The sequence below is a fragment of the Agarivorans sp. MS3-6 genome (assembly GCF_054112545.1).
Genome location: NZ_CM134202.1, coordinates 2,239,373 through 2,256,444, shown reverse-complemented (window position 1 = coordinate 2,256,444; position 17,072 = coordinate 2,239,373). Strand labels below are relative to the sequence as shown.

Genomic DNA, 17,072 nt, shown 5'->3' with positions numbered 1-17,072 from the left:
CTTGAGTGCTAAAACCGTAACAGGCGACCATTGGGTCGCCTTTTTTATGGGTAGAGTTTAAGACTCTCGCTCTGACATACGCGCGCCTACTAAACTGGCGACCAATATCGCCATATAAAACTGGCCAAATACCGCTTCGCTATAGGTGAAGAAGCGCGTGATGGGGGTATTAGGTGTGATTTCGCCATAACCGAGGGTTGTGAGCGTAACAAAGCTGAAGTAGATGAAATCGGTCATCTGAGTACTCCAGTGCTCGGTGGGTACACCGTTAAAGGCATCGTTAAACCAGAAGTTAAGAATGGTGTACAAATGCGCCCAGCCTAGGCCTATTAGCAAGAAGATGCAGATAGCACCCACAATTTTGTTGGTATCAATGTTGCCGGTAAATAGCACTTGTTTTAGGGCTGTCCAGGTCGTCATGACTAAGTAGCAAAACACAATGGCCAAATATAAGCTCACGAGGCCTTCGGCTTCAAACCAAAAGCTAAAGAAAGCCAGCGTAGTGGTGGTGAGTAAAAAGCCTAGGCCGGTAACATACCAAAGGCGTTTGCCCTTGGCTTGCCATACTCCACCGGCTAATACTAATACCATGGCGGCTTGGAGAAACTTAAAGCCGTCGCCTTGCCAAAACTGATCAAGGCAGGCAGCCAGAAAGATGTAACCAATTAAGGCAGCGGTAAGAAAAATAAAGTTATTCTTTTCGCTCCACGACACCAGCTTTTTCATCGGTTTTCCTTACATTAATCCTATACTTACTACCATAGCAAATCTGTGATTTGGCTGCTTGCCAATTGTGCAAAGCGGAGACTTTTTGAGCTGGATCGCAAGCTCTACACAAACTGCCAATGCAGCTTGATGTATATCAAGCTGCCGGCGCTTAACTTAGCCATTCAGCGATTGGCGCTCTACTATAGTTATTAAAGAGTCTGTTCTGGAGTCATTACCATGCGTTTTAATCAACTTAAGCAGTTATTAGAGCACTTTGTTGCTTGCCGAGAAGCCATGTTGCCTTTATATCGACGTTTAGAGCTCAATGCCGACTCTGAACGGGTAAGAATGTTGTTGGCCTATTTGCAGCATCAAGAAAAAGACAATGCGGCCCATTTAAAAGACTTCATTCATCAAGCTAAGCCTGAGTTACTCGATACCTGGACAGACATTCGCGCCGAGCAAGATTTAGTAGAGAAAATGGCTAAATTAAGCCTGCCAGCCAATATGAGCAGTGACGATGTGAGCACCCTAGCCTTAGATTTGAGTGAGCAATCTTTAGCGTTGTTGCGCATGGCTAAAGACGCCTTAACCATGTTAGGCGCTCGGCAATTTTTGGGTAACTTAATTGAACACCAAGAAAAGCGTCAGCAACAAATGGTGCATGCTACTCACCGCTTAGACGATATTTAGCCCTAGGGCGGCAGCGAATACTCACTCGCCTTCATCAAGCCGAGCTTATTCAGTTACTCTCGGGCATAAAAAAGCACAGCCTAGGCTGTGCTTTTGCATTTGAAGAGAGGCTATTAGCTAGCGGCTTTTTCCAAATGTACATCCATTTGTGGGAATGGAATTTCAATACCGGCATTGTCTAGTGCAACTTTGATGTTTTCGTTTAGGTCAAAGTATACACCCCAGTAATCAGCACTGTTCACCCATGGGCGAACCACTAAATTTACCGAACTGTCGGCTAGCTCTACTACACCAATAGTGATGTCTGGATCTTTTAGCACGCGAGAATCAGCTTCACATACTTCGCGTAGAATCGCTTTAGTTTGGGCTAAGTCTGCGTTGTAGCTAACACCTACCACCAGATCAACACGGCGGGTTGGGTGAGTAGAGTAGTTGACAATATTGCCACCTAATACCGAACCATTAGGCACTACAATTTGTTTGTTGTCGGGGGTTTTTAATACCGTAGTAAAAATTTGTACTGAGGCTACCGAGCCAGCAGTACCGGCAATTTCTACGAAGTCACCGGCTTTGAATGGGCGGAAACCAATAATCAGTACGCCTGCAGCAAAGTTAGACAGTGAACCTTGTAAGGCCAAGCCCACCGCTAAACCTGCAGCACCAATAATGGCGACAAATGAGGCGGTTTGAATACCAATACGTGAAAGAGCGGCAATAATCACAAAGGCGATTATCACGTATTTCACCATCGAAGCTACAAAGTGACTAATGGTAGAGTCGAGGTTACGGGCGTTCATTAGTTTTTCAACGCTTGATGCTAAAACGCGCGCTACTATCATACCTATAACGAGTACAATTATTGCAGCGCCAATGTTAATCGCATATTGCAGTAGTAATTCTTGGTTGTTTTCTAACCAGCTGGTGCCTTGATCGAGTACGTCCATGTTTGTTAGACCTATCTATGTGAAAGTTGCTACAAATCTAGCAGTTTTTTCAATACAAACAAGTGTCCATTTTTTTTACAATTGAATAAAAAACGCCCAAGTAATCATTTGTGGGCGTTTAAGTAAAAAAAGTGGGCTTTATCCCTGTATTAATTGTTGTTTTAAGAAACCCCAATGCACATCAAACTGGGCTGTGGGCACCAGTTTAAATTCGCTGCGCACATATTGGCTAATGCGGCCCTCGGTATAGGCTAGCAGCAAGGTGGCTAAACTGTTTTCTTCTATTAAGAAGCCCTGCCCTTCACGCAAACGACGCTCGCGTAGTATTTGTTTGAGTTGCACTTCTATTTTGTCAAACAACACGCTGACTCGAGCGCGTAAACGCTCGTGTTCGCCCTGCAAGGCGTCGCCGGTAAGAATGCGGCTTAAGCCTGGGTTACGTTCAGAGAAGCCGAGTAATAGCATTAATATGTGTTGGCAACGATTAAGGGTGTCTTTTTGTTCTTCTTGAATCAGGTTAATGCGCGATAGTAAGGTTTCTTCAATAAACTCTATTAGCCCTTCAAACATCCGTGCTTTGCTTGGAAAGTGACGATAGAGAGCGGCTTCCGATACACCTACTTCTTTGGCTAAACTTGCGGTTGTGATGCGCTGTCCGTGGCTAGTTTCTAACATTCTAGCCAGTGCTTGAAGTATCTGTTCTCGGCGATTGCTTTTGGGTTTTCCCGCCATTTTTATAATTATCCTTTTTATAGTCTATTAGCGTACTGCGGTGAAAAGCGTTTATTTGGTACCCGAATGGCCAAAGCCACCTTCACCACGCTGACTGGCGTTAAAATCTTCTACAATTTCAAAGCTAGCTTGTACTACTGGCACAAAAACCAATTGCGCGATCCGTTCACCGGGTTGAATGGTGAAGTGGGTTTGCCCACGGTTCCAACAAGACACCATTAGTTGTCCTTGGTAGTCAGAATCGATAAGGCCCACTAAATTGCCTAATACTATGCCGTGTTTATGGCCAAGGCCTGAGCGCGGTAATATTGTGGCAGCCAGTGATGGATCGGCGATATGAATGGCTAAGCCAGTAGGAAGTAGCTCCGTTTGTCCGGGAGCGAGTTCAATGGCTGTGTCGAGGCAGGCACGTAAGTCCATACCTGCTGAGCCTGGCGTAGCATATTCTGGGATTGGAAAAGTAGTGCCAATTCTTTGGTCTAGTATTTTAAGTGCTATTTGAGTCATTATTTTATTTTGATTGTTGTAAAGCGTATTGCTTGGCAACTAGTGCGAGTAGTTGTTGAGCTAAATCGGCCTTATCAGCGAGGTCTAATTGCTGATGGCCAGTTGGCCAAAATACCTTTAGGGCATTTTGTTCACTATTAAAGCCTTGGTCGGGCTTTGATACGTCGTTGGCGGCGATCATGTCTAGGTTTTTTCGCGCCATCTTATCTTGGGCATAATTGTCTAGATTTTGCGTTTCAGCGGCAAAACCTACGGTAAAAGGTTTGTTGTTTAAGCCCGCGATGGTGGCAACAATATCTGGATTTTTAACCAAACGTAATTGCATATCATCGCTTTCATCGGTTTTCTTAATTTTTTGCTCAGCAACGCTGGCTACTCGGTAGTCTGCCACCGCGGCACAGGCAATAAATATGTCGCAGTTAGCGACTTCTGCGAGTGAGGCGTCTAACATTTGCTGCGCACTGGTGACGGCGATTTTATTAATACCTGCTGGCGTGGTTAAGTTTACTGGGCCAGAAATTATACTCACCTTGGCGCCTAGTTGTTTAGCCGCTTGGGCTAAAGCGAAACCCATTTTACCAGAGCTGTGGTTGCTAATGTAACGCACTGGGTCTATCGCTTCGCGGGTTGGCCCTGCGGTAATCACCACATGTTTACCAGCTAATAGCGGTGGTTGCCTAGCATCGGAAAAATGCTGCTGAATATTCGCCAGTAACTGGGCGGGCTCTAGCATCCTGCCTGGGCCTACGTCTCCGCAGGCTTGCTCGCCTTGAGCTGGCCCCCAGATGGGCACAGAACGTTGCTTAAGCACCGCTAAGTTGGCTTGCGTGGCGGCTGCTAGGTACATTTGTTGATTCATCGCTGGCGCTACCGCAACGGGGGCGCCAGTGGCTTGTAACAGGGTGCTCACTAAGTCGTCGGAGATACCGTGGCAAAACTTGGCGATAGCGTTGGCGGTGGCGGGCGCTAATAATACTAAGTCTGGCCATTTGGCATAAGCGATATGCCCCATCGAGCCTTCTTGAGTGGGGTCTACCACTTTCAGCCCCACTGGCTCACCGGATACAGCTTGCAAGGTAAGCGGAGTGATAAAGCTGGTGGCGTGCTCGGTCATCACCACTTTTACTTCTGCGCCATGATCTTTCAAGCGACGAACTAATTCAGGCATTTTATATGCCGCGATGCCGCCACTAATGGCGAGCAGTATTTTCTTTCCCGTTAACATGCTGATACCGAAATATTAATCACCGTTTAATATCGGCAAGCCTACCATAAAACTTAAGCGCTCCGCATAGACAAGTCGACAGATTGATCTACTCTTATTATATTGAGTTATCTATTATTAAGTGTATGTCGATATCAGATTGGCCAGCCGATCAGCGGCCTAGAGAAAAACTCCTCTCTAAAGGTGCCCACAGCCTAAGTGATGCTGAATTACTGGCTATTTTTTTGCGCATTGGCTGCGCCGGAATGGACGCGGTAAGTTTAGCCCAGCATTTACTGCAACATTTTGGCTCGTTGCGGGCGGTATTGTCGGCTGATCAGCAGACTTTTTGTGCTGAACGCGGCATGGGTTGTGCAAAATTCGCTCAATTACAAGCCAGCATTGAAATGAGTCGGCGTTATTTATTGGCCGACATCAGTGAAAAAAGTGTGGTAGATAGCGCTGAATCGGCCAAAAACTACCTTTCTATGGAATTATCTCACCAACAACGCGAAGTATTTGCGATATTGCTATTGGATAATCAGCATCGAGTGTTACAATTCGCGCCGCTATTTTTCGGAACGATTGATGCTGCCAGTGTTTATCCACGGGTAGTGGTACAGCGTGTATTAGAAAAAAATGCCGCTGCGGTAATATTTGCCCATAACCACCCTTCGGGAGTGGCCGAGCCGAGTCAGGCTGATAAGCAAATTACTACTAAATTAATCAAGGCCTTAGCGCTGATTGATGTGCGAGTTTTAGACCATATTGTAATCGGTTATGGAGAGACTATGTCTTTTGCCGAACGTGGTTGGATCTGATCTTTGTTCAATTTTTAGTTGATCTAGGGTTCTATTTCCTGTATAAAATGCGGCCTTTCTGTCGTCCCGGGCGACGGCCTAACGGGGCATGAACAGATGCTCGAGCAGAAGTATATATTTGGAGAAGACTGACATGTCTAGAGTATGCCAAGTTACTGGTAAAAAACCAGCTGTTGGTAACAACGTATCACACGCAAAAAACCGCACACGTCGTCGTTTTTTGCCTAATCTTCATTCTCACCGTTTTTGGGTTGAGAGTGAGAAACGTTTTGTTAAATTACGCGTATCTACTAAAGGTATGCGCATCATCGACAAAAAAGGTATCGACGCTATTTTAGCTGAGATGCGTGGTCGTGGTGAGAAGGTATAAGGAGCTAAATAATGGCTAAAGGTATTCGCGAGAAAATTCGTTTGAACTCATCAGCTGGCACTGGTCACTTCTACACCACTGATAAGAACAAACGTAACATGCCTGAAAAAATGGAAATCAAAAAATTTGATCCCGTTGTACGCAAGCACGTTATGTACAAAGAAGGCAAAATCAAATAGATTTTGGCTTTAATGTATAAAGAAGCTCAGCTTAGGCTGGGCTTTTTTTTGGCCTTTTTTTAGCCTCTTCCAATTCGCCTAACCCTTTACTCGCTAATTACTTCCCGCTTATGATGGCCTGATAAGAAGGGAGAACGTCAATGAAAATGAGCCGCAGAGGCTGGAACAACATCATCATATTTGCTGTTGCCTCAATGATATTGATTTTTAAATACGTTGAGCTCAATGATCAGCAAATGGGTTCTGAGCAGGTGGCAGACGGTTTACTGCTGCCACAAGGCGCCACCATTTTACGCTTAGAGTTACCCACTCTAGTGATTGAGCGTATGGGAACCCAATGGCGCAGTGAACCGCCTGTAGACCGTTCTATTGCGGTTATTGATGCTTGGTTACACGCAAGCTTGGTTCCTTGGCCTAATGCCGTTGGCGGCGCTGCTAGCAGCCAAGTTATCCAGGTGTATTTGGCTAACTCGGCGGCTCCGCTTGAATTAACCTTATTTGAACTGGCCGAGCAGCGTTTTATTACCAATTGGCAAGGGCAGTTGTTATCGGTAGACCCAGACAGTTATCAAGCCCTATTTCCAACAGCGAGCGCCCCTTAATGCCAGAGTTACCGGAAGTAGAAACCAGCCGCCGTGGCATTAGCCCTTACCTACAAGATCAAACCATTGCGGCGGTGATTGTACGCCAGCCTAAATTACGTTGGCCGGTGCCAGAGTTAATCCAGTGTTGTGTGGGTTTACCCATCTTGGGGATCAGTCGGCGGGCTAAGTACTTGTTAATTGAGACGCAAGCGGGCCATATTATTATTCACTTAGGCATGTCGGGCAGTTTACGCATTGTTGATAAGGCGGTGGCCGCAGAAAAACATGACCATGTGGATATAGTATTAGCCAGTGGCAAGGCGCTGCGTTTGAATGATCCGCGCCGCTTTGGTTGTGTATTGTTTAGCCAGTTACCTATTGAGCAACACAATTTATTAGCCAAGCTTGGCCCAGAACCTTTGCTAGAAGACTTTTCGAGTGACTATTTAATCGCGCAAGCGGCTAAACGCAGTGTGGCTATCAAGCAGTTTGTTATGGATAACAAAGTGGTGGTGGGGGTGGGTAATATCTATGCCAATGAAGCCTTGTTTAGAACCGGTATTCATCCTAAACGGGCTGCTAATAAGGTGAGTAAGCATCGGCTTGAAGCGCTCACCAGCAACATTAAGCAGGTGTTAGCCGAAGCCATTGAGCAAGGTGGCACTAGCCTAAAAGACTTTACCAATGCAGACGGCAAGCCAGGTTATTTTAAGCAAACCTTGGCGGTATATGGCCGTGAGGGAGAAGCCTGTGATAACTGTGGTGAGCTGATTAAGGCATTACGCATAGGCCAGCGTAATACCTTTTTCTGTCCGCATTGCCAGCGCTAAACCTTGGGCAGCTTATTACTGACGGCTTGGGCAACGTGAGGCGCTACAAAGCGCGCTATGTCGCCGCCATGTTTAGCCACTTCTTTAATCAAACTTGAAGAGATAAACGACACCCCTTCGCCAGGGGTGAGAAAGACACTTTCTAGATTAGGGTCTAATTGGCGATTCATATCGGCCAGTTGCATCTCATACTCAAAATCAGAGCCAGTACGTAGGCCACGTAATAGTACATTGGCATTTTGTTGTTTGGCTAAATCGACCAGCAAACCGGTAAAACCAATCACTTCAATGTTTTTAGTATTGGCGAGGCTTTGCTCTAACAGTTGCACCCGCTCAGCTAAACTAAACAGCGGTTGCTTACTAGGACTAGCGGCCACTGCTACTATTACCTTATCGAACATTCGAGCGGCGCGATGGATGAGGTCGGTGTGCCCATTGGTCACAGGGTCAAAGGTGCCTGGATAGATAACCCTAGTTGTCATAAAAATTTACCGATAATGATTGTTAGCTGGATTATAACCGCAAGTGCACTGAAATGCGCGGCCCAGAAAATGCGTCTACTGGGTAGCATTGTAAGCGAGATGAACGGTATTTATAGTAAGCGGCTCAAAGCGTTGGGAAACTTCTTGAGCAAGCTGACAAGATTAGTCACAATGCGCAAGCTTGATAATTAGGGTAATAGATAATGCAAAAGCTGTTGGTAGTGCGAAATGACAAAATTGGTGATTTTATGCTGGCTTGGCCCAGTTTCGCGTTGTTGAAGCAATCGCTAGTTGATACCGAAATAACGGCTTTAGTCCCTAGTTATACCGCTCCGTTGGCGCAGTTATGTCCGTGGATTGATAAGGTGATTGTTGATTGCGGGGCTGAGGGGGATTCGGCTGCGCAAAGCCAGTTACTCAAGCAGGTTAAACAGCAGCAGTTTGATGGCTATTTGTGTTTATTTTCCAATATGCGTAACGCCTGGTTAGGCGCGAGAGCGGGGATTAAACAGCGCTGCGCACCAGCCACCAAGTTGGCGCAGTTTTTATTTACTCAGCGTGTAAAGCAACGCCGCTCACAATCTCGTAAGCCTGAATTTGAATACAATATGGATCTTGCCAGAGCGTTTTTGATTCACCATAAGGTTAGCGTCAGTGAGCCAACACCGCCGTACTTTAGCGTTAAGCCAGAGCAACTTGCTGGGCGCAAGCGCAGTGATTTTGCTGAGCAGCAAGACCAACCTTTGTTTATGGTGCATATTGGAAGTGGTGGTTCGGCCAATAATTTGAGCGTAGAGCAGTACTTCAGTTTGATCGATTGCTTGGCTAAGCTTAAGCCTGAGGCTTGTTTTGTTATTACCGCAGGCCCCGGTGAGCTGGTTGCTGCCCAAGAGCTGACCGAGCAATTGGCTGAGGCAGAGATTGATCACCGTTTATATTTCTCTGAGCAGGGTTTAGCGGTGTTTTGCCAAGTGATTGCTTGTGCCGATTTATTTATTGCCGGTTCTACTGGCCCACTACATATCGCCGGCGCACTTGATGTGCCTACAGTGGGTTTCTTCCCGAGCCGCCGCAGCGCGACGCCTTTGCGTTGGCAGCCCCTAAATAGTCAGGGCCGACATATTGCTTTTTCTCCGCCAGCGGGCGAAATGACCCAAGAAGATATGAGCTTAATTAATGTGAGTGATTCAGCGGTAAAAATTAACTTATGGTGGCAGAAACTGCAGCCAGCAGCAGAAGTAGAACAATAGCGATGAGCATAGTTAAAAAAATACGAACCGCCCTACGACAATTTGACGCCAAGCGCAGAAATCATTCGATAGCTTTAGAAGTCGGATTGTTAAAATTGTTAGTGCGGGGTAAAGGCCGCCAACCAGAATTGCTCGAACCTAAGCAGGTAAAGCGGGTGCTGATTGTGCGTAATAACAAGCGCATTGGTAATATGTTCTTCTTACTCCCTTTTGTTAATTATTCTAAAGAACTGTACCCCAACGCAGAGTTTGATTTGTTATTAAGTGAGCCTTGGCAAGGCACTATTTTTGATAACTTGGGTTTGAAAAATGTCTATTACTCCCAATTTGGCGTTAAAAGCATATTTGATTTTTTCCGCACAATATCAAGCGTTAAGAAACAACAATACGATCTCATTTTATTGCCTTACGGGGGCTCGAGCGATCGTATTGTGACCGCCATGCTGAATGGTAAGAATGTGGTCGCTTTTTATGGCGCCGCAGATGCTGCGGTATGCAGCCACACGTTTAAATACCAAGCCAAATATAAGCATTTCGCGCTAAGCTGCATTGAGTTATTGGAGCAGTTAGGCCTGCCAGCCCCCGCGCAAGCGAGTGCACGTTTAGTATTAAGTGACTCAGAGAAACAATGTGCCGCCGATGAACTTAAGCTCTTGCTGGGAGAGCAAAACAACAAGCCTTGCCTTGCTTATTTTAGAGGCGCGCGTGGGGCAAAAGTGATTGCCGATAAAGACTGGCAGGCATTATTGGCTAAGTTTAAGCAGCACTATGCCGGTGACGTTAACGTTATAGAAATTTTAAGCCCAGACGTTACCCGCCCCTTAGCGGAAGCCGACTTTAGCTATTCAAATGGTGACTTGCGCAAACTTGCTGCATTTTTACAGCAAGTTCCGCTGTTTTTCTGCGGAGATACAGGCCCGTTGCACTTAGCTAGCTCGGCCGGAGCTTACTGTGTTGGGCTGTTCACTGTGACCAATGTGGCGCAATACGGTTGTTTGGGCGAGCACGTTGTTAATGTGACCGATTTAGATGCCATTCAGGCCCCTGCGTTGCTCGCCGAATTAGGCTTAGATTAAACTACTTTCGATAGTGACGGTCGTGCTGCCTAGCCCATAAATCGGCATATTTCACAAAGGTGGAATGTGCCGATAGCAGCGCGATTAAAAAGCCCGCTTTGCCATCTAAAAAGCCCCGTTTTAAAATATACATTTTGGCAAAACAGCCAATGGCATGTAATACGCCTTGGCTTAAGGTGGCGCGTTTGCCTCGCGCTTCACGTTGATCTGCCCAAGCTTTGGCATAACCGGCCGACTTCACTAAATAGTGCTCAATGTTGCGGTAGGAGTAATGCAGAATATCGCCATCTAATTCAGCGACTTGGCAACCTTCCGGCACGATTACCGATTCATGCACTAAGTTATCGTTATACTGAGTTAGTTGCCGTGGATAGAGACGAATATGGCGATAATACCAACCAGAATGTTTAAGGAAACGACCAAATACCCAGGTTAATTCATTCAGGTTGAATACGGTATTACTGGGCGGATTAACTAACATTTTTTGGATGTTGTCACGCAGGGTGGCGTCGATACGCTCATCGGCATCTACCGCTAAGATCCAGTCACTGCTGGCATAGCTTTGGGCCAATTGTTTTTGTTTACCAAAGCCTGGCCAATTGTCATTAGTGAATACATCTTGAGTATAGTGTTTTGCTAGCTCAACCGTGCCGTCGCTACTGCCTGAATCAACAACCACTATTTGGTCTACCCAAGTGAGGCTTTCCAAGCAATCCTTTAAACTATCTTGTTCGTTTTTAGTGATGATGATGGCGGTAATGCTGGCTTTATTCGCGCTCATAGTTGCTGCTCTTGTTTAATCGTTTCAAACATATCGATCACCGCATCGAGGGTAATCAGTTGCATGGCATCGGGGTTTTTCACTCGGCTGCGCCAACTTAATTGGCTGGCAGGTTTGCCTTGTTCTTTTTCTATTTCTTGTTGCCATACGCTCACTACATAGTGGCGATATTGATAAGGCCCTGTGCGCTGTGGGTTATGGTGAGCATATAAGCCTAGCACCGGTGTATTAACCGCCACTGCCATGTGAGCCGGCCCGGTATCGGGCGATATCAAGATATCTGCTTGGTCAATCAGCGCCCACAGCTGTGGCAAGCTGGTTTTACCACACAGATTGTTTAGCCTACCGTTACAAGCTTGGTTTATTTGTTCAGATAGTGCCATTTCATTGTTGGCTGGGCTACCGATGAGGCTGACTTGGTAACCTTGGTTGAGGGCATATAGGGCAATGCCGACATAACCTTCTATGGTCCAATTTTTGTAGGCTTTGCTTGCGGCTGGGCAAATGAGTAGTTGCTTAGTATCTGTGTTGAGCAAGGTTTTTGCGTAATCACGGTCTTGCTCACTGAGCGGAACATGCCATTTAACTGGCTGCGGCGCTATATTTAGCTGGTTTAAAAATTGTAAAAATCCATCTAATACGTGGGGCGAATTTGCGGGTGATATTTTTTCGTTGGTAAATAACCACTGGCCGTCTTTGGCACGACTTCGGTCAAAGCCTATCCGCCGTTTGGCATTAATACAATAACTGACCAAGCTAGCACGCAGGGCGGCCTGCATGTGCCAGAGTACATCAAACTGTTGCGCCTTAAGTTGACGCTTTAGGCATAGCAATCCCCGCAAGCCGTCACGTTTGTCGTATATCACCACGTTAATATTGGTAAATAGTGCCAGTAGGTGTGCTTCGGCTTTACCACAAACCCAGGTAATGTCTGCTTCAGGCAGCGCCTGTTGCAGTTGTTGCGCTACCGCTAGGGCGTTACACACATCACCAATCGCCGATAAACGAAGGATGCAGATTTTTTGAATGGCTTGAGTTGAGGTCATTTTGGCAAAAGTGGCGGATTTTCTTAAGTATTATGCTTTTTGCTGCCCGCGATGTAAAATTGTTGGGATATGTTTTGTAAGCGGTATTTATGCAGATAGAAAAACAAAAAACGGAAGATGGCTATCTATTCTTCAACCCTGCGGTGTGGGATCACGTGAGTGATGCTTATTTTGAGGTCCGCCATTGGCAACAAAACCGAGCCGTAGTGGGCCATGCAATGGGTCGAGGTAAAACCATATTTTTCCGTTTTCAGCACCGTGAGTGTGTATTACGCCATTATCATCGTGGTGGTTTAGTCTCAAAACTGAGCAACGATCGCTATTTGTATACCAGCCTCAAGCGGACGCGAGTATGGCGTGAGTTTTCACTGTTGATGAGCCTGAAAGCGCTGCAATTGCCGGCTCCATTAGCCATTGCCGGGCGCATTAAACGCAGTGGTATGAGTTTTCAAGCCGACCTGATATTGGAGCGTATTGATGGTGCTAAAGATTTAGCCCAGCTACTTAGTGAGCGCCGCTTGCCTTTGTCTTTGTGGCAAAAAGTGGGCGAAACCATCGCTTTATTTCACAAAGCGGGGGTGTATCACGCCGATCTCAACTTGCGTAATATTATGGTAGACGACCAGCAAAAGGTGTGGCTGATAGATTTTGATAGTGGTCGACTGTGTCGGCCCCGTAAAAAGTGGCAACAAGCCAATATTGCACGTTTGTACCGTTCTTTAGAAAAAGAGCAAACTAAGCCAGGCTATTGTCATTGGTTGGAGTCTGATTGGCAGTATATGCTAGCCGCCTATAAAAATGCGCTCTAGTTATCAGGGCGAATCATTGGTGTAATTACCCGCTAAAAGATTTGCCCTGAGTAAACCACTTTAAGGCTCAGCCAATAAAGCGTTAAGGCTGCGAGCTAACGCGCCTTGGTTTTGTTTAACGATGTTTAAACCGGCTTCACCGGCTTGTTTTCGCTCGGTACTGTCGCTCAACCAAGCTTTCAACCAGTTAGCGAGTTGCTCGGTATCAGAGCTCAGTTTTAGCGCCCCTTGGGCTTGTAGCTGCTGGCTAATATCGGAGAAATTAAAATCGTATTCACCGGCTACGCAAGGTAAACGCATTGCTGCTGCTTCTAAATAGTTATGCCCCCCTACTTTCACCAATGAACCACCAACGAAGGCAACATCAGCGCAGCCGTACATTAGCATCATCTCGCCCATGGTATCGGCTAGGTAGACGGTCTGCTCAACGCTAGGCGTTTGTTGTAAGCTGCGCCGAGCGCAGGATAAACCGCGCTCAGCAATTAGCTCTGCCACGTGGTCAAAACGCTCTGGGTGGCGCGGGACTAAAATCAACACACTGTCGGGCAGTTGCGTTCGTACTTTTTGCATAACCTCTAGTATCAGCTCGTCTTCACCTTTATGGGTACTGGCGGCTATCCACACTAAACGCTGATCAAATAATTGACGACGAAGCAAGGCCGCTTGCTGCTGGATGGTTTCGGTATTGGGTAAATCATATTTGATTGAGCCACTTACCATTAGCTTTGCGGCATCGACACCTAATAGATTAAAGCGCTGAGCGTCATCTTGGTGTTGGGCCAATACTAAGTTAATTTTTGAAAACAACTGGCGGCTAAATGTTTTAAAGCGCAAATAACGCTGGCAAGAGCGTTGTGACATGCGGGCGTTGATCAAGGACACCGGGATCTGTTTCTTACTGCAAATGCTTAGCCAATTTGGCCACAGTTCGGTTTCCATTATCCATAGCTTTTTGGGTTGATGCTTGTGAATAAATAGACTGATACACGGCCATAAATCGAAGGGGGCGTAACGGTGAACCACCAGCTCGCCGAGTTTATTGGCAACTTGCTCTGCACCCGTCGCGGTGGTGGTGGTGACTAATATGCAAAGTTCAGGTTGCTGTTGTTTAAGTTGCTTGATCAGTGGTGTTGCGGCGATAACTTCACCCACTGATACGGTATGTAACCATAAATCTACGCCGGTCACTTTTTTACTAAAACCAAAGTGCTCTACCCAGCGCTTGCCTACCGAAGGCTTGCCTGCTTTGGGCCAGTACAGTTTGTACATAGCCAAAGGCAATAAGGGGATGAGCAGTAAATTGTAGAGTAATTTCATTAGCACAATCATCACCTAATGGTGTCTAGGGGGGACTGAACCGCCAGGCCTTTATCAATTAAAAATTGGCGCTCTTGCTCGGCAAAACTGTGTGTATAAGAAAACTTATTACTATCATGACTGGCTACCAAGTTGACCACCAGAAAATAGCCTGCCACCAACATTATGATTTTAGCGAGACGTTCTGGTTGGCTGTTTTGCCAGCGCTGTGCTTGGTATAACACTGGAAATAGAGCAAAGCCAAAGGTAATGATTAGATGCCAATATGAGAAGATAATAGGCGACAAAATGGCAGAGATAATAATACCGAGTACGGCTGAAAATGCGTAATGTATTAACCAATCTTGATTCGATAGGTTTAAAGCCTTACGAGAGCGCCAATGTGGCTTTATTCTTCGCCAAACTCTTTGGTTAATCCCCCAAGATACGATCACTGTTAAGCCCCCAACCACATATAAAACAGCCTGCCACAGATAATTAATTGCCATGCGTAACCAATTAATATCTGTTAGCCATAAAAATTCGGCGTCGGTAATTATTCGGTTAGAAAATAAGAAAGAGCTGTAACGTAGCCAGTAGAGTACCGACTTTAATACAGGATAGACATGTACTCCGCCCCAACCAATGTAGCGATCTGACTCTTGCCCCTGTATTGCTTGATTGGCTTGTAATTCAATGAGGTAAGGGATTAATGAAACGAAAATAGTTGCACAACCAAAGATGATCCCTAGCCAATGCACATGAATGAGTCGACGGTAAAACAGGTAAGCAGACATCACGGCTAATATTGGCCATGAGTAATGTAATTGCATGGCAAAGCCAATGGCGATGACATTTAGAAAACTAAAAATAAAAGAGCGTTGTTGGCTCATGTTAAAGGCTGACCAGCAATGCAGCGCAGCAAAGAAACATAGGTAGGCAGGGTTGTAAATTAAGCTATCAAATAAGAACCAAGGATTAAGCAAGTAAAGCACCAAAAAGCTTAACCTCACTACGGGGCTAAATATCTGTTTAATGACTAAATCAAACAGTAGAAACGACACCACCCGCAATGCAAGCAACAATAGCATCGGCGCCCATGCGGAATTCCATATTAATAAGGGAATACCAACAATATAGGTTGATAAAGAACCGGGTACGTTACCCACTACACTGGCAGCATTGCCGTAGCTCAGCCAGTTGTTTTGATAGGCCCCCAAATAGCCCTTAATCAGCATTTGAGTTTGGTCGCCGGTTAAGATTTGGTTTGAAGCGTATATCAACGAGAGGGCAACTGCGCTGAGAAATACCAGCCAGTAGATGCCGTTAAAGTGTTTTTCTAAGGTTTGATGCAAAGATACGGTTGAGTTCATTATGTTTAGCTTAATTGATTTAAGAGGCTTCTGCGCGCGCAAAAGTCCAGAAGCGGTGAATAACAAAAGTGATGGCGGGTAGTAATACAATCACTAAGCTTACTTTTAAAAAATTTGGATAGGTGGTTAATTGTGATGATAACCAAACCGATAGGCTTAATGCGCCCAATTGCACCACAAAAAACCGCAGTGCATTATTAATCGCCAGCTCTTTTTCAAATACCCACAGTGTTTGTACTAAGTAAGAAAAGATAAACGCTAAGCTAAACCCCACTAGGTTGGCCACTATAAACGCCAAGGGCCATAGTTCGAGTATTATTAACGCCAAGCTAAAGTGAATAAGAGTCGCCACGCCGCCGGCAAGAGCATATCTAACTATTCTTAATGCAAGCAATCTGTTGATGAGCTGTGCCATCGTCTAGTTGTCATCTTCAATGATATATATAGGGCGACGTTTTGACTCCATAAATAGCCGACCGATATATTCCCCCAATACGCCAAGGCCGATTAACTGCACCCCTCCTAGGAATAGCACAATGGTAATCAATGAAGCATAACCCGGCGCATCAATACCAAACATGAGGGTTTTCATTACGATGGCGCTGCCGTATACAAAAGCCAATACTGATATTAGCATACCCACATATAGCCATACCCGTAACGGTGCGGTGCTAAAACTGGTGATACCTTCTAGGGCAAAATTCCATAACTTCCAGCCATTAAAACTGGTTTCTCCGGCTATTCGTGGGTCGCGCTTATATTCAACTACTTTGGTTTTGAAACCTACCCATGAAAAAATACCTTTCATAAATCTTTGGTTTTCGGGTAATTGCTGAATGGCTCTCACCACTCGGCGGGTCATTAAGCGGTAATCGCCGACATTTTCCGGAATTTTTACGTGGGAGATTCTATTGTGGAATTTGTAAAACAATTCGGCGCTGAGTTTTTTAGCAAGGCTGTCACTGGTGCGGTCGATACGTTTGGCTACTACAACATCGTAGCCATTGTTCCATTCTCGCAGAAAATCGTGGATAAGTTCTGGTGGGTCTTGCAAATCAACATCGATAGGAACAATCACTTCTCCCTTAGATAAGTCTATACCGGCGGTTAAAGCGGCCTCTTTGCCGAAATTTCTGGCAAGATTGACCACTCGAAGCCCTGCATGTTGGCTTTGTAGTGTCTTCAAATTCTCTAGGGTCTGATCGCTGCTACCGTCGTTGATAAAGATGATTTCATAGCTCAGCTGAGTGTTGTCCAATTCTGGAATCATCGTGTCGATGAATAAACCTACCGTGTCTTGTTCGTTATAACAGGGGCAAACTATCGAGATAACAGGAGTGTTAGTACTCATATGATTCCTTTAAACCGTTTAAATATTAAAAGTGTA

The 17,072-nt window shown here is 45.7% G+C and carries 21 protein-coding genes; 9 read left to right on the top strand and 12 right to left on the bottom strand.

What is annotated here, in order from left to right:
- Positions 1–57: 57 nt before the first annotated feature.
- On the bottom strand, positions 58–726 hold the full coding sequence (locus ACVFI8_RS10350; protein WP_457873760.1) for a potassium channel family protein: 669 nt from the start codon (positions 724–726) through the stop codon (positions 58–60).
- Between the two features lie 219 nt (positions 727–945).
- On the opposite strand from ACVFI8_RS10350, the gene ACVFI8_RS10345 reads away from it, so the two are divergent.
- Complete coding sequence (locus ACVFI8_RS10345) at positions 946–1,401, top strand: hypothetical protein (protein WP_248713506.1); 456 nt, start codon at positions 946–948, stop codon at positions 1,399–1,401.
- Positions 1,402–1,514: 113 nt separating this feature from the next.
- On the opposite strand, the gene mscS is transcribed toward ACVFI8_RS10345, so the two are convergent.
- From mscS to coaBC, 4 genes are all read right to left on the bottom strand, one after another.
- Positions 1,515–2,345 (bottom strand): small-conductance mechanosensitive channel MscS, encoded by an 831-nt coding sequence (gene mscS / locus ACVFI8_RS10340; protein WP_248713505.1) that lies wholly within the window; start codon positions 2,343–2,345, stop codon positions 1,515–1,517.
- Positions 2,346–2,483: 138 nt separating this feature from the next.
- Positions 2,484–3,077 carry a nucleoid occlusion factor SlmA gene (gene slmA, locus ACVFI8_RS10335; RefSeq protein ID WP_248713504.1) on the bottom strand — a complete coding sequence of 198 codons (594 nt, stop codon included), beginning with the start codon at positions 3,075–3,077 and terminating at the stop codon, positions 2,484–2,486.
- Between the two features lie 51 nt (positions 3,078–3,128).
- The gene (dut, locus tag ACVFI8_RS10330; protein ID WP_248715683.1) at positions 3,129–3,587 is read right to left on the bottom strand and encodes a dUTP diphosphatase; all 459 of its coding nucleotides are present in this window, start codon (positions 3,585–3,587) and stop codon (positions 3,129–3,131) included.
- A gap of 1 nt (position 3,588) precedes the next feature.
- Positions 3,589–4,809: a bifunctional phosphopantothenoylcysteine decarboxylase/phosphopantothenate--cysteine ligase CoaBC gene (gene coaBC, locus ACVFI8_RS10325; RefSeq protein ID WP_371923099.1), complete on the bottom strand. Its 1,221-nt coding sequence runs from the start codon at positions 4,807–4,809 to the stop codon at positions 3,589–3,591.
- Between the two features lie 125 nt (positions 4,810–4,934).
- Here coaBC and radC point away from each other — a divergent pair, with 125 nt between their 5' ends.
- The 5 genes from radC (at position 4,935) to mutM (ending at position 7,572) form a co-directional block, all read left to right on the top strand.
- Positions 4,935–5,609, top strand: coding sequence for a RadC family protein (gene radC, locus ACVFI8_RS10320; RefSeq protein WP_248713503.1), 675 nt, complete (start codon positions 4,935–4,937; stop codon positions 5,607–5,609).
- A 133-nt stretch (positions 5,610–5,742) separates the two neighbouring features.
- On the top strand, positions 5,743–5,979 hold the full coding sequence (gene rpmB, locus ACVFI8_RS10315) for a 50S ribosomal protein L28 (protein WP_248713502.1): 237 nt from the start codon (positions 5,743–5,745) through the stop codon (positions 5,977–5,979).
- A gap of 23 nt (positions 5,980–6,002) precedes the next feature.
- Positions 6,003–6,158, top strand: coding sequence for a 50S ribosomal protein L33 (rpmG, locus tag ACVFI8_RS10310; protein ID WP_285762680.1), 156 nt, complete (start codon positions 6,003–6,005; stop codon positions 6,156–6,158).
- 140 nt (positions 6,159–6,298) lie between these two features.
- Complete coding sequence (locus tag ACVFI8_RS10305; protein WP_248713501.1) at positions 6,299–6,760, top strand: hypothetical protein; 462 nt, start codon at positions 6,299–6,301, stop codon at positions 6,758–6,760.
- Positions 6,760–7,572, top strand: a complete 813-nt coding sequence (mutM, locus tag ACVFI8_RS10300; RefSeq protein ID WP_248713500.1) for a bifunctional DNA-formamidopyrimidine glycosylase/DNA-(apurinic or apyrimidinic site) lyase — start codon at positions 6,760–6,762, stop codon at positions 7,570–7,572. The genes ACVFI8_RS10305 and mutM overlap by 1 nt, the downstream gene beginning before the upstream one ends.
- Here mutM and coaD read toward each other — a convergent pair.
- Positions 7,569–8,054: a pantetheine-phosphate adenylyltransferase gene (gene coaD / locus ACVFI8_RS10295; RefSeq protein WP_248713499.1), complete on the bottom strand. Its 486-nt coding sequence runs from the start codon at positions 8,052–8,054 to the stop codon at positions 7,569–7,571. The two genes, mutM and coaD, sit on opposite strands and share 4 nt — an antisense overlap.
- A gap of 203 nt (positions 8,055–8,257) precedes the next feature.
- Here coaD and ACVFI8_RS10290 point away from each other — a divergent pair, with 203 nt between their 5' ends.
- The gene (locus ACVFI8_RS10290; protein WP_457873759.1) at positions 8,258–9,304 is read left to right on the top strand and encodes a glycosyltransferase family 9 protein; all 1,047 of its coding nucleotides are present in this window, start codon (positions 8,258–8,260) and stop codon (positions 9,302–9,304) included.
- Between the two features lie 2 nt (positions 9,305–9,306).
- Positions 9,307–10,380, top strand: a complete 1,074-nt coding sequence (locus ACVFI8_RS10285; protein ID WP_457873758.1) for a glycosyltransferase family 9 protein — start codon at positions 9,307–9,309, stop codon at positions 10,378–10,380.
- A gap of 1 nt (position 10,381) precedes the next feature.
- On the opposite strand, the gene ACVFI8_RS10280 is transcribed toward ACVFI8_RS10285, so the two are convergent.
- Together ACVFI8_RS10280 and ACVFI8_RS10275 are read right to left on the bottom strand one after the other, a co-directional pair.
- Entirely contained in the window at positions 10,382–11,161 is a 780-nt protein-coding gene (locus ACVFI8_RS10280) for a glycosyltransferase family 2 protein (protein WP_248713496.1), read from the bottom strand.
- Positions 11,158–12,207, bottom strand: coding sequence for a glycosyltransferase family 9 protein (locus ACVFI8_RS10275; protein WP_457873757.1), 1,050 nt, complete (start codon positions 12,205–12,207; stop codon positions 11,158–11,160). Before ACVFI8_RS10275 ends, ACVFI8_RS10280 begins: the two co-directional genes overlap by 4 nt.
- An 89-nt stretch (positions 12,208–12,296) precedes the next feature.
- Here ACVFI8_RS10275 and ACVFI8_RS10270 point away from each other — a divergent pair, with 89 nt between their 5' ends.
- A complete protein-coding gene (locus tag ACVFI8_RS10270) occupies positions 12,297–13,016 on the top strand; it encodes a 3-deoxy-D-manno-octulosonic acid kinase (protein ID WP_248713494.1) in 720 nt (239 codons plus the stop codon).
- A gap of 60 nt (positions 13,017–13,076) precedes the next feature.
- Here ACVFI8_RS10270 and waaA read toward each other — a convergent pair whose 3' ends face one another.
- The 4 genes from waaA to ACVFI8_RS10250 are packed head-to-tail and all read right to left on the bottom strand — an operon-like array spanning position 13,077 to position 17,036.
- Positions 13,077–14,333 (bottom strand): lipid IV(A) 3-deoxy-D-manno-octulosonic acid transferase, encoded by a 1,257-nt coding sequence (waaA, locus tag ACVFI8_RS10265; RefSeq protein WP_457873756.1) that lies wholly within the window; start codon positions 14,331–14,333, stop codon positions 13,077–13,079.
- A gap of 11 nt (positions 14,334–14,344) precedes the next feature.
- Positions 14,345–15,685, bottom strand: a complete 1,341-nt coding sequence (locus ACVFI8_RS10260; protein ID WP_457873755.1) for a 3-deoxy-D-manno-octulosonic acid transferase — start codon at positions 15,683–15,685, stop codon at positions 14,345–14,347.
- Between the two features lie 19 nt (positions 15,686–15,704).
- Positions 15,705–16,100: a GtrA family protein gene (locus tag ACVFI8_RS10255; protein ID WP_457873754.1), complete on the bottom strand. Its 396-nt coding sequence runs from the start codon at positions 16,098–16,100 to the stop codon at positions 15,705–15,707.
- A 3-nt stretch (positions 16,101–16,103) separates the two neighbouring features.
- Positions 16,104–17,036, bottom strand: a complete 933-nt coding sequence (locus ACVFI8_RS10250; RefSeq protein WP_248713490.1) for a glycosyltransferase family 2 protein — start codon at positions 17,034–17,036, stop codon at positions 16,104–16,106.
- Positions 17,037–17,072: the final 36 nt, after the last annotated feature.